Annotated in this window: 13 protein-coding genes; 11 read left to right on the top strand and 2 right to left on the bottom strand. The window is 59.9% G+C overall.

Features of this window, described 5'->3' with window-relative positions; translation table 11 throughout:
* Positions 1-8: 8 nt before the first annotated feature.
* Positions 9-431 (bottom strand): LEA type 2 family protein, encoded by a 423-nt coding sequence (locus tag VLY20_05420; GenBank protein ID HUK56080.1) that lies wholly within the window; start codon positions 429-431, stop codon positions 9-11.
* Between the two features lie 143 nt (positions 432-574).
* Here VLY20_05420 and VLY20_05415 point away from each other — a divergent pair, with 143 nt between their 5' ends.
* The 11 genes from VLY20_05415 (at position 575) to VLY20_05365 (ending at position 11,420) form a co-directional block, all read left to right on the top strand.
* Positions 575-1,333, top strand: coding sequence for an ABC transporter ATP-binding protein (locus tag VLY20_05415; protein HUK56079.1), 759 nt, complete (start codon positions 575-577; stop codon positions 1,331-1,333).
* Complete coding sequence (locus VLY20_05410) at positions 1,330-2,049, top strand: ABC transporter ATP-binding protein (protein ID HUK56078.1); 720 nt, start codon at positions 1,330-1,332, stop codon at positions 2,047-2,049. Before VLY20_05415 ends, VLY20_05410 begins: the two co-directional genes overlap by 4 nt.
* Positions 2,046-3,149: a glycine cleavage system aminomethyltransferase GcvT gene (gcvT, locus tag VLY20_05405; GenBank protein HUK56077.1), complete on the top strand. Its 1,104-nt coding sequence runs from the start codon at positions 2,046-2,048 to the stop codon at positions 3,147-3,149. The genes VLY20_05410 and gcvT overlap by 4 nt, the downstream gene beginning before the upstream one ends.
* Before the next feature lie 59 nt (positions 3,150-3,208).
* Complete coding sequence (gene gcvPA, locus VLY20_05400; protein ID HUK56076.1) at positions 3,209-4,552, top strand: aminomethyl-transferring glycine dehydrogenase subunit GcvPA; 1,344 nt, start codon at positions 3,209-3,211, stop codon at positions 4,550-4,552.
* Complete coding sequence (locus VLY20_05395; GenBank protein ID HUK56075.1) at positions 4,549-5,064, top strand: NUDIX hydrolase; 516 nt, start codon at positions 4,549-4,551, stop codon at positions 5,062-5,064. The genes gcvPA and VLY20_05395 overlap by 4 nt, the downstream gene beginning before the upstream one ends.
* Positions 5,064-6,512 carry an aminomethyl-transferring glycine dehydrogenase subunit GcvPB gene (gcvPB, locus tag VLY20_05390; protein ID HUK56074.1) on the top strand — a complete coding sequence of 483 codons (1,449 nt, stop codon included), beginning with the start codon at positions 5,064-5,066 and terminating at the stop codon, positions 6,510-6,512. The genes VLY20_05395 and gcvPB overlap by 1 nt, the downstream gene beginning before the upstream one ends.
* Positions 6,509-6,904, top strand: a complete 396-nt coding sequence (locus tag VLY20_05385; GenBank protein HUK56073.1) for a secondary thiamine-phosphate synthase enzyme YjbQ — start codon at positions 6,509-6,511, stop codon at positions 6,902-6,904. The genes gcvPB and VLY20_05385 overlap by 4 nt, the downstream gene beginning before the upstream one ends.
* Before the next feature lie 4 nt (positions 6,905-6,908).
* The gene (locus VLY20_05380) at positions 6,909-8,567 is read left to right on the top strand and encodes an FAD-binding protein (GenBank protein ID HUK56072.1); all 1,659 of its coding nucleotides are present in this window, start codon (positions 6,909-6,911) and stop codon (positions 8,565-8,567) included.
* 240 nt (positions 8,568-8,807) lie between these two features.
* Entirely contained in the window at positions 8,808-9,719 is a 912-nt protein-coding gene (gene lpxC, locus VLY20_05375; protein HUK56071.1) for a UDP-3-O-acyl-N-acetylglucosamine deacetylase, read from the top strand.
* 25 nt (positions 9,720-9,744) lie between these two features.
* Complete coding sequence (locus tag VLY20_05370; protein HUK56070.1) at positions 9,745-9,888, top strand: hypothetical protein; 144 nt, start codon at positions 9,745-9,747, stop codon at positions 9,886-9,888.
* A gap of 110 nt (positions 9,889-9,998) precedes the next feature.
* The gene (locus tag VLY20_05365) at positions 9,999-11,420 is read left to right on the top strand and encodes a TM0106 family RecB-like putative nuclease (protein HUK56069.1); all 1,422 of its coding nucleotides are present in this window, start codon (positions 9,999-10,001) and stop codon (positions 11,418-11,420) included.
* Positions 11,421-11,440: 20 nt separating this feature from the next.
* Here VLY20_05365 and VLY20_05360 read toward each other — a convergent pair whose 3' ends face one another.
* Positions 11,441-11,932 carry a YajQ family cyclic di-GMP-binding protein gene (locus VLY20_05360; protein ID HUK56068.1) on the bottom strand — a complete coding sequence of 164 codons (492 nt, stop codon included), beginning with the start codon at positions 11,930-11,932 and terminating at the stop codon, positions 11,441-11,443.
* Positions 11,933-11,996: the final 64 nt, after the last annotated feature.

Raw genomic sequence — 11,996 nt, 5'->3', positions numbered from 1 at the left:
CGGAGCCGTTACGAAGCGTCCCCCTTCGAAGAGTTCAAGGAACGGGGGTGCCTGAGGTCGATCGTTCCCGTGCGGCGGTAGGGAAATTCCAGTCGGCCCAGAAAGGATTGCACCGCAAGCGATCCCTCAATACGGTACTCCACGGTATCGGAGCCGGTCAGTGATTTGAGGCCCTTTTCGAGGTCTTTAAAGGTGGTCTGAAGAGGCACTGAAACGGGGGTGATGCTCCGTCGCTTGATTGAGATGGGTCCGGCCGCCGCCCCTTGTGCGAACGGCCGGTCGTTCAGAGCGACCGAGTAGGTGAAGGTTGTTACCGTGACGCCGAACCCGTTCGGATTTTCAAGTTCGACCAGAACGGTCAGGGTGGCGCCGGTCAGGCTCAGGCCGGTGACATGAACTTCCTGGATCGACACCGTCGGCCGGGTGATCATCCAACTAAAGCATCCGGCAAGAAAAAGGGACGCCGATAACAGAACGATCAACGCTTTTTTATGCGATGACATAACCATGTCGCTGCCTCACCATAGCGCAGATCAGCGGAAACTTCAAGAGGGGCGTTTTCTCGGAGTCGACGATGCCGCTGCTTGAGACGCGGAACCTGAGCAAGGTATTCGGGGGATTGACCGCGCTCGAGCGCGTTGAAGTCGCCGTGGAAGAAGGCCGGATCGTGGCCCTGATCGGTCCGAACGGGGCCGGCAAGACGACCTTCTTCAACTGCGTGACGGGGGTCTATGCGCCCACCCGGGGAACGGTTACGTTTAAAGGTCGCTCCGTGGCCGGACGGGCTCCGCATCAGATCACGCGCCATGGAATGGCCCGGACATTTCAGAGCATTCGCCTGTTCGCCGAGATGACGGCGCTTGAAAATGTCATGGTCGGCGCCCATACCCGAAGCCGCGCCGGCGTGATCGGCGCCTTGCTGCGAAGGCGATGGGTTCTCGACGAGGAAAGAGCGCTTGCATCCGGGGCCTTGAGACTGTTAGAATTCGTTGGCCTGGCGGCACGAGCGGATGCGTGGGCGCGAAATCTGTCTTACGGCGAGCAGCGGCGGCTCGAAATCGCCCGGGCGCTGGCCAGCGAGCCGGTCTTGCTTCTTCTGGACGAGCCCGCGGCCGGGATGAACCCCCGTGAAACCGGGGATCTGGCGCAGTTGATCCGCCGGATTCGCGAGCAGGGGATCACGATTCTGATGATCGAGCACGACATGAAAGTGGTGATGGGAATTTCGGACCGGGTCGTTGTGCTGGACCACGGCGAAAAGATTGCGGAAGGGTCTCCGGACGAAATCCAGCGAAACCCGAAAGTGATTGAGGCCTATTTGGGGACCATGTGACCGCCTCCGTGTTGAAACTGGAGGATGTCCACACCCGTTACGGCCCCATTGAGGCGATCCAGGGGATTTCACTGGAAGTGAAGGAAGGCGAGATCGTGGCCCTGATCGGCGCGAACGGGGCCGGCAAGTCCACCACCCTGATGACGATTTCCGGGGCCCTGACGCCTCACCGCGGTCGGATCGAGTTTCTTGACCGCAATATCGCCGGGCTTCCCGCGCATGAAATCGTCGGCCGCGGGATTTCCCAGGTTCCGGAGGGACGGAGAATCTTTCCCCGACTGACCGTTCTGGAAAATCTTGAAATGGGCGCTTTTCTCCGGCGGGATCGTCGAGAGCGGGAGGACGATCTGGCCGGGGTCTTCGAGCAGTTTGCAATCCTCAAGGAGCGACGGAGCCAGTTGGGCGGAACCTTGAGCGGCGGCGAGCAGCAGATGCTGGCGATCGGGCGGGCCCTGATGGCCCGGCCGCGGCTGCTTTTATTGGACGAACCTTCCTTGGGGTTGGCCCCGATCGTGGTGAGCCGCATCTTTGACATCATCCGGGGAATCAATCGGCAGGGAAAGACGATCCTTCTGGTGGAACAGAACGCGCGCGCGGCCTTGAGTCTGGCCCACCGGGGCTATGTGATGGAAACCGGCCGGATCGTCATGGCCGACGAGGCCCGCTCGCTGCTGGAAAATCCGCGCGTGCGGGAGGCGTACTTGGGAGAAAGATGAAGCGCACCCCGTTATACGAGGAGCACAAAAAGCTCGGGGCCAAGATCATTCCCTTCGCGGGATGGGAGATGCCGCTGTCCTACACCGGCGTGCTGGAGGAGCACCGCGCGACGCGGTCGGCCGCGGGCCTGTTCGATGTGAGCCACATGGGTCGGATCGAAGTGACGGGCCCCGACGCCGCGGCGCTGCTGGACCGCGTGGCGACCAGCCCGGTCAAGAAACTGGCCGTCGGCGCGATGCAGTATGCCCTGGCCTGCAACGAGCAGGGCGGCATTCTGGACGATATCATGATCTATCGTTTCGACGAGCGGCGGTACTTCGTCTGCGCGAACGCCTCGAACGCCGAAAAGATCAATCGATGGATGGGCCGGCAGGCCGCGGATTTTTCGGGCGTGGACGTGACGGACCGGAGCGCCGAGTCGGCCCAGGTCGCGGTGCAGGGACCGCGATCGCGGGACCTGATGAGACCGCTGACGGCGGCCGACCTGGATCGGCTCAAGCTCCGTCACTGTCTCGAGACCAAGGTGGCCGGCGTTCCGATGCGCTTGTCGCGCAGCGGGTACACCGGCGAGTTGGGATACGAGCTGTACCTTCCGGTCGACGGCGCGCGGGAGGTCTGGGAGGCGTTGCTCCGGGAAGGCGCGCGGTACGGACTGAAGCCCTGCGGCCTGGGGTGCCGGGACACCCTCCGGCTTGAGATGGGCTATCCGTTGTACGGCAACGACATGGACGAAACGACGACGCCGATCGAGGCCTCCTTGGAGTTCGCGGTGGATTTCGCCAAGGACGATTTTATCGGCCGCGCCACGATGGTGCGCCAGAAAAAGGACGGGGTATCCCGAAGGCTGGTCGGTTTTGAATTGCTGCAGCGCGGCGTGCCTCGGCACGGCCATACGATCTTGTCCGACGGCCGGGAGGTCGGCGTCGTGACCAGCGGCAACCACTCGCCCTCCTTGAATAGGGGAATCGGCATGGGATACGTCCAAGCCCCCTTGGCCGTGCCGGCCGGTGAAATCCGGATCGATATCCGCGGCAACGTCGTTCCCGCCCGCGTGGTCGAAAGACCCTTTTACAAAAAGCGCGGAACGTCCGTCTTATAAAAAAGAAACGTGGGGACGGCTCACGAATCGCCCCCACGGAAATCGGAGGGAAATTTTTCATGGAATACATTCCGAATACCAAGGAAGAACAACACCAGATGCTCACCGCGATCGGGGTCGAGACCATCGAGGATCTATTGGGCGACATCCCCTCCGAGATCCGCTTGACCCGGGGGCTTCAGCTCCCCCCGCCGTTGTCCGAGCCGGAGCTCAAGACCGAGATGCTGCGCTTGAGCGAAAAAAACGCCGACCTTCTCCATCACGTCTCGTTCCTGGGCGCCGGAGCGTATGATCATTATATCCCGTCGGTCGTCAACCATCTGGCTTTTCGATCCGAGTTTTATACCGCGTATACGCCGTATCAGGCCGAGATGAGCCAGGGGCTGCTCCAGACGATCTACGAGTTTCAGACCATGATCTGCGAGTTGACCGGCATGGACGTGGCGAACGCCTCGCTCTACGACGGCGGGTCCGCGCTGGCGGAAGCCGCCATGATGGCGCTGCGGGTCACCCGGCGGAATAAAATCCTCGTCTCCGCCACCGTTCACCCCTTCCATCGGGCCGCGCTGAAGACGTATCTCTCGGGCACAAAAACAAGGATCATCGAACTTCCGTACGAGAACGGGGCGACCGATCTGGCCGCGGTCGGAAAGCTGCTGGCGGAGGACGTCGCCTGTGTTCTGTTGCAAACGCCCAATGTTTTAGGTTGTCTTGAACCGGTGGAAGGCCTGGCGCAGGAAGCCCATAGGCACGGGGTGTTGTTGGGCGTGTCGGCCGATCCGATCAGCCTCGGTCTGTTGAAATCGCCCGGCGAGTCCGGCGCCGATATCGTTGTCGGAGAGGGCCAGGGAATGGGTTGCGGTCTTAACTTCGGCGGGCCCTACCTCGGCTTCTTCGCAACAAGAAGGGACTATGTCCGCCAGATGCCGGGGCGCGTGGTGGGTGCGACGGTGGACACCAAGGGACGACGGGGCTATTGCCTCACGCTGCAGACCCGTGAGCAGCATATCAAACGCGAACGGGCGACCTCCAATATCTGCACCAATGAAGCCCTGTCCGCGTTGTCCGCGACCATCTATCTTTCGGTCATGGGCCGGCAAGGGCTGCGGGAAATCGGCCGGCTCTGTCTTCAGAAGGCCCATTACTTGAAGCACCGTGTTTGCGAAATCAAGGGCTTTGAGATGGCGTTTCCACGGCCCTTCTTCAAGGAATTTGTCGTGAAAACACCCGTGCCGCTGGCCCGGTTGAATAAGCGCTTGTTTCGACACAAGATCATCGGAGGGCTGGATCTGGGCGAGTTGAACCGCAAGCTGAAAAACCACTGGCTCCTGTGTGTGACGGAGAAGCGGACCAAGGAGGAGATGGATCAGATGGTTACGGTCCTGAAGGGGATGATCGCTTGACCACGATCTACAAAGGACGCGTGGTGGAATTCAATCTGGAGGAGGCGCGTCTGCCGAACGGACGAACGGTGCAACTCGAGATCCTCCGCCACCCCGGCGCATCGGCCATCGTGCCGCTGCGGGAAGACGGACAGGTCGTGATGATACGCCAGTATCGGCATGCCGCCGGCGGGATGATCCATGAGATTCCGGCCGGCCGGCTGGATCCGGGCGAAGCCCCGCTCGATTGCGCCCGCCGGGAACTGGCCGAGGAGGTCGGCCAAGAGGCGTCGCAATGGGTGCGCTTGGGCGCCGTCTGGACCACGCCGGGATTTACGGACGAAAGGATCCACTTTTTCCTGGCCCGGCACCTGACGCCGGTGGGCCAAGCGCTCGAGCACGACGAGGTGATCGAGGTGGTGAATCGTCCGCTGGAGGAAGCCGTCGCGATGATCCGTCGAGGAGAAATCGAGGACGCCAAGACGATCTGCGCGCTGATGTTGGCGTATTTTCATGTCCGAGGAGAAGCGTAATGGGTGAACCGTTGATTTTTGAAAAGAGCGTGCCCGGACGGAAGGGATACTCGCTTCCGGACCTGGACGTGCCGGAGGTGCCGATCGCCGAGTTGCTGCCGGCGGAGTATCTTCGAAAAGACCCCCCCCTCCTGCCCGAGCTGAGCGAGGTGGATGTCGTGCGACACTTCACCAATCTTTCCCGCGACAATTACGGCATCGACCAGGGGTTCTATCCGTTGGGATCCTGCACGATGAAATACAATCCCAAGGTGAATGAAGACGTCGCCCGGTACGCCGGTTTTTCCGCCCTGCATCCGATGCAGCCGGCCGGACAGACCCAGGGCGCGCTGCAGCTGCTGTATCAACTGGAGGCGGCCCTGCGCGAAATCACCGGGATGGATCGCGTCACGCTTCAACCGGCGGCGGGCGCGCAGGGGGAGCTGGTCGGGATCTTGATGATCCGGGCCTACCATCGGTCGAACGGCGATCCTCGGCGGAAAGTGATCGTGCCGGATGCGGCCCATGGAACGAATCCGGCCACCGCGACCCTCGCGGGCTATCAGGTTCAGGTGGTTCATTCCAACGCGGACGGTCTCGTGGACCTGGACGATCTCAAACGGCTGGTGGACCCGGAGACCGCGGCGCTGATGTTGACCAACCCGAACACCCTCGGGTTGTTCGAGCGGGATATTCTCAAGATCGCCGAGCTGCTGCACAGCGTCGGGGCCTTGCTGTACCTGGACGGCGCCAATCTGAATGCGCTGCTCGGACTCTGCCGGCCCGGCGACATGGGGTTTGATGTCGTCCATTCCAACCTTCACAAAACTTTCACGACGCCTCACGGCGGAGGCGGTCCGGGCGCCGGCGCGCTGGGCGTCAAATCGTTTCTGTCCCCGTTTCTTCCCGTGCCGGTCGTGGAGAAAACCGAAAAAGGATACGTGCTGGACAGCCGGCGGCCCCGGTCCATCGGAAAAGTTCAGACCTTCTACGGCAATTTCGGAAACCTGGTCCGGGCGTACACCTACATCCGGCGGATGGGCGCGATCGGGTTTCGAAAAGTCAGCACCAATGCGATCTTGAACGCCAATTACATCCGCAAACGTCTGGAGCAGGTCTATCCGGTTCCGTACAACCGATTCTGCATGCATGAGTTCGTGGCCTCGGCCAAGAAGTTTCGCAACCGGGACGTCCATGCCTGGGACATCGCCAAACGGCTGATCGACTACGGCATCTACCCGCCGACCGTCAACTTTCCGATGATCGTGGACGAGGCCTTGATGATCGAACCGACCGAAACCGAGCCCAAGGAAAACCTCGACCGGTTCTGCGAAGCCATGTTGCGCATCGCCAAGGAAATCGAGGAGGATCCGGAGCTGGTGAAGAAAGCGCCGTACAGCCGGACGGTCACCCGCTTGGATGAAATCCGGGCGGTGAAGGAACTCAATCTTCGCTGGGGACCGGCATGATCGAGCAACGGGTTGTCAAAACCCGTGAAAGCGCCGAGATCATCGACGTGACGGCCGAGATCCAGGCGGCCGTCGACCGATGCGGCGTGAAAGACGGGATTTGCGTCGTTTATGTGCCGCACACCACGGTCGGACTGCTGATCAACGAAGCCGAGCCGGGATTCCATTCGGACCTCCTTCGGGTCCTCGACCGGCTCGTCCCCGAAAAGGGGGCCTACCGCCACCCCGATGGAAATTCCCACGCCCACATCAAGGCCAGCCTGATCGGATCCGAGAAACAGTTCATCGTCCGCGACGGCCGCATCGCCCTTGGAACCTGGCAGGCGATCTTCCTCTGCGAATTCGACGGGCCCCGAAGCCGGCAGGTCCTTGTAAAAGTGTTGGAGGGATGACCGGATGCGCACGCACGACATCCTCATCGTCGGCGCCGGACTGGCCGGGATGCGCGCGGCCGTGGCCGCGGCGCCCGGCTTGGACGTCGCGATCGTCTCCAAGGTCCATCCGGTCCGGAGCCATTCCGTCGCGGCCCAGGGCGGGATCAACGCGGCCCTGAGCCCGAACGATTCCTGGGAAGCGCACGCCTTCGATACCGCGAAGGGAAGCGGTTTTCTAGGGGATCAGGACGCCATCGAGGTGATGTGTCAGGAAGGACCGGCGGACATCCTGGAGCTGGAGCGGTTGGGCGCGATCTTCAGTCGGAATGAACAGGGGGAGATCGCGCAGCGCCCCTTCGGCGGGGCGGGGTATCCCCGCACCTGTTACGCGGCCGACCGCACCGGTCATTCGCTGCTGCACGTGATGTACGAGCAGTTGTTGAAGAAGGGCGTGTTCGTTTACGAAGAGTGGTATGTCCTGTCGCTGATTGTGGAGGACGGGGTCTGCCGGGGGGTGATCGCGATCGACGTGCTGCACGGCGAGCTGCAGGCCATCGGGGCGAAGGCCGTCATCTTCGCCACCGGCGGCTACGGCCGGGTCTATTCCACCAGCACCAACGCCGTGATCAATACCGGAGACGGGATGAGCATGGCCTACCGCGCCGGCGCGCCCCTCATGGACATGGAATTCGTCCAGTTCCATCCGACCACCTTGCGGGAGACCGGAATCCTGATCACGGAGGGCGCCCGCGGAGAAGGGGGATATCTTCTCAATACGCTGGGCGAGCGGTTTATGTCCCGCTACGATCCGCAAAAGATGGAACTGGCCACGCGGGATTTCGTCAGCCGCTGCGAGCAGCAGGAAGTCGAGGAAGGACGCGGGGTGAACGGGTGCGTCCTCCTGGACCTCCGTCATCTCGGAAAGAAAAAAATCCTGGAACGCCTGCCGCAAATCCGGGAGCTGGCGATCAGTTTTGTGGGCGTGGATCCGATCGAGTCCCCGGTCCCCGTGAGACCGGGGGCCCATTATTCGATGGGGGGAATCCGGACCAACGCCTGGTGCGAGACCGAAGTCGCCGGGTTCTACGCGGCCGGAGAATGCGCCTGCGTCAGCATCCACGGGGCCAACCGGCTGGGTGGAAATTCGTTATTGGAAACGATCGTCTTCGGACGGAGAGCCGGACAGCGTGCGTCCGAATACGCCCGTGCGGTCGCAACGGTCCGATTTTCCGAAGCGCCCCTTCAGACGGAACGAAAAAAAATCGAACAGCTTCTAAAGCGGAAGGACGGAGAGCGCATCGGACCGCTGCGCGAAGAACTGGGCGCCGCGATGACGGAGCATTTGGGGATTTTTCGCAGCCGGGAGCGGATGGAAAAGGCCCTCCTGAAAATCCGTGAGCTCCGGCAGCGGAGTGAAAACATCCACCTGGAGGACCGCGGAAGGATTTTCAACACGGAACTGACCAACGCGTTGGAACTCGGCTCGCTGATCGATCTGGCCGAAACGATCGTCGTGAGCGCGATCGCACGGGAGGAAAGCCGGGGCTCCCACTTCCGGAAGGAATTCCCGGGCCGGAACGATGCCGCTTGGCTGAAGCATACTCTGGCGTACCGCACGGATTCGGGTCCCCGGCTTGACTATGTGCCTGTGACGATCACTCGCTTCCCCCCGACGGCTTAAGATTACCGAAGCTCTCGTTGGCTTCTTGCTGTTACTAAAACACAACACGCCTATTCGGTCTTGTTGTCTTTATACAACAAAAAGCATCGATAATTCGCTCGAACAAGGAAATAGCGTTGCGCGCTTAAAAATATTATTTAAGCAATATAATGACTTACATTCGAGTTGAATTAATGTTCCGATGGGACTGATTGATGGTATATCTCTTGCACATAATCGTGGCGGCATTTGGAGTTGTCGATGTACATTCAGAAAACAATCCGAAAGATTATTCATTGCTCCGGCGTCGGACTTCATTCCGGGGGTTCGGTGAATATGAAGCTGGCGCCGGCTCCGGTGAACACCGGGATCGTTTTTACGAGAAACACAAATAAAGGACCCGTCTCGGTCAAAGTCGACGGGACCAAGGTCGTCGGAACGCTGCTCTGTACCACGATCGGCGAGAACGGCACCAAAGTCCAGACGGTCGAACACCTGCTGGCCGCGCTCTCGGGACTTCAGATTACCAATCTCATCATTGAATTGGACTCCGCTGAACTGCCGATCATGGACGGCAGCGCCAAACCCTTCGTCGACCTCATACTCAAGGCGGGCATTCAGGAACAGGGTGTTCAGCAGCCGGTTTTGAAGGTGACCCGTCCGGTCGAGGTGCGTGACGGCGGAAAATGGATCCGGGTCCGGCCTTCGTGGAAGTTTCGCGTCAACTGCACGATTCGGTTCGACCATCCTCTCCTGGCTCATCAGAGTTGTTCTTTTGAACCGATATCCGAGGATTTTGTGGAGTGGATCGCCCCCGCCCGGACCTTCGGTTTTCTGGAGGAAGTGGAGGCGCTTCGCAACCATGGCTTGGCCCGGGGCGGGTCGCTCGAGAACGCCGTCGTGGTCGGACCGGCCGGCGTCTTAAACAAAGAAGGGCTTCGCTACGCCGATGAGTTCGTCCGCCACAAGATCCTTGACATTCTCGGCGATCTATCGTTGCTGGGCACGCCTATTTTGGGAGAGGTGGACGCTTACTGTTCGGGTCATCAGCTGAACACGAAATTGGTCTCCGAGATTCTGTCGTCGACCGATTCCTGGACCCTGGTCACGGACCGCTCCTCCGAAGTCGGGATACAGCCGCCGGCCGAGTTCCCCATCGCGGCCCAGGTCTAGTCGGCCCGTTTAGTGAGGTAGACTGATGAAACGGTTTCGAACCCGAGTCAAAGCGGCCGTCCTTCCCCGCGCAATCGAAATCGGCCGTTTTATCTTCATGGCGCTTGCCTTCCTGCTTTTCGTGTTTTTCTTCTGGGTTGTATCTCTGATCGGCCACAATTCCCACTAACCACAGAACCGCCGACCTGTTCTTCTGAATCGGCCCTGCATTCGCCGCGCCTGTTGACCCTGTTCGATCAAACCTGTAAAATTCGCTGACATTTTAAAAGAGGTGATTTCGTGGCCGATCCTTTTGTGCTTTCCGCGTCGGATGTCGCGCTCGCCCTTTCGGACCCTTTCGGTTTGTGGCATGACCATCACGGCGATCCGAGACTCAAAGACCCGGAGGACGAGTATGCCCTCTTTCTTAAAGAACAGGGATTGCGGATCGAGAAGGAGCTTTTGAAAAAACGACATGGGCCGGTCGTTGATTTGACCGACCGGCCCTTCGGCGCCGCCGCGATGCAGACGGGTCAACTGTTGAAATACGGCCATGTCGTGATCTACGGCGGGGCGATTGAATCCGGCGCTTTGGGGCTCCGCGCCCGCCCCGATGTTATTCAGGTCGAAAAGGGCCGTTCTATCCTTGAGGAATATAAACTGGCCGGAACACCGGATGAGACGCATGAAATTCAGGCGTTGGTTTATGCGTACCTTCTCCGGAGGGGCTACGGGATCGAAAATGAGAGTCGGGTGGTCTCCCGGTTGAATGAAGAGTTCGCGATTCCCTACGATGAACCGCGGGTCGTGGAAGCCGTTCGGCGCGCGCGGGAGATCGTTGCCGCTGAGCGACCGCCCTATCCGGTTTACAATCGGACGTCCCGCTGGAGGAGGCTGCAGAACAAGGCGGCGCACGATCTTCAAGACGTGACGTTGACCTGGAACGTCGGAGCGGTTCATGCCGAGAAGTTTCACCGGATGGGCGTCCACACGCTCGGGGATCTCGTGCAACTGAATCCCAACGCATTAAAAACGATCAAGGGTTTGGGCCCGAAGAAGATTCCGCAAATTCTGAACTCGGCCAAGTCCCAGCTTTCGAAACGGGTGATTCGGGTCGGCCCCTACGAACCGCTGGACGATCCTCCCGAGGTTGAGCTGTTTTTGGATCTTGAAGGCACGGGAGAGCTGTTTCAAGACGATCCGGCCTGGAACTGCATCTACCTGATCGGCCTGACGGCGCGGGCCGGCGGCCGGGAGGCGCCGTACCTCGCCTATCTGGCCAAGAAACCGGAAGACGAAAAAAAGATTCTCGCCGAATTTTTTGAATATCTGCGGAAAGAAACCCGCCGTTACCGTCTGTACCACTGGGACCATTATGAAAAGACCCAACTCCGGAAGGCGAGCGAACGGCACGGTTTTCTCGACGACTTCAACGCGCGGGTTCAGCCTCATCTCGAAGACCTCTGCAAAGCGGCTCAGGCGTCCTATATCCTGCCCACGCCCGGTTACAGCATCAAGGTGGTCGCGCCGTATTTTGGTTTTCATTGGTCTCAAGACGCTTCGGAGGTGGACGCGATGAAGAGCGCGATGATCTGGTACAAACAGGCGGTCGAGGGCGGGACCGGTCATGCCCTGGAAAAGGTTCTGAAATATAACGAAGACGATTGCAAGGCGATGATCGTCGTCAAGGATGGGTTTGAGAAACTGGCGAGGGCCGGGTAGGGGCGGCTCGCAAAGCGCCCCTACCGGTAATTGGTGAACTGCAACGGCAGGCCGAAGTCCTGACCTTTCAAAAAGGCGATGATGGTTTGGAGTTCGTCTTTGTCCTTGCTCAATACGCGGACCTGGTCTCCCTGGATCTGGGTCTGGGCCTTGAACTTCGCGTCCCGGATCGCCTTGGCGATCTCTTTGGCTTTATCGGAATTGATCCCCTGCTGCAACGCGATTTTCTGCCGGACGGTGCCGCCAAGCGCTGCGTCGACCGGCCCGTAGCTCAGGGCCTTGAGAGAAACACCGCGCTTGACCAGCTTGGACTGGAGAATATCCAGAACGCTCTTTAACTTGTATTCGTCATCCGATACGACGACCAGGTCGGTGCCCTCCAGCGTGATGAGGCTTTTGCTTCCTTTAAAGTCGAAGCGCTGGGACAGCTCTTTGGAAGCCTGGTCCACCGCATTCTTGACCTCCTGCATGTCGGTCTTGGAAACGATATCAAAGGAATTAAGATTGGCCATGGCGATACCCCCTATGAAGAACGTTGAAGAATCTCGATGACCCGCTCCGCCAATTTCTGCGGAC

It is taken from the genome of Nitrospiria bacterium (genome assembly GCA_035517655.1).
Classification (GTDB): Bacteria; Nitrospirota; Nitrospiria; order JACQBZ01; family JACQBZ01; genus JACQBZ01.
This window is presented reverse-complemented; position numbering and strand designations above follow the sequence as displayed.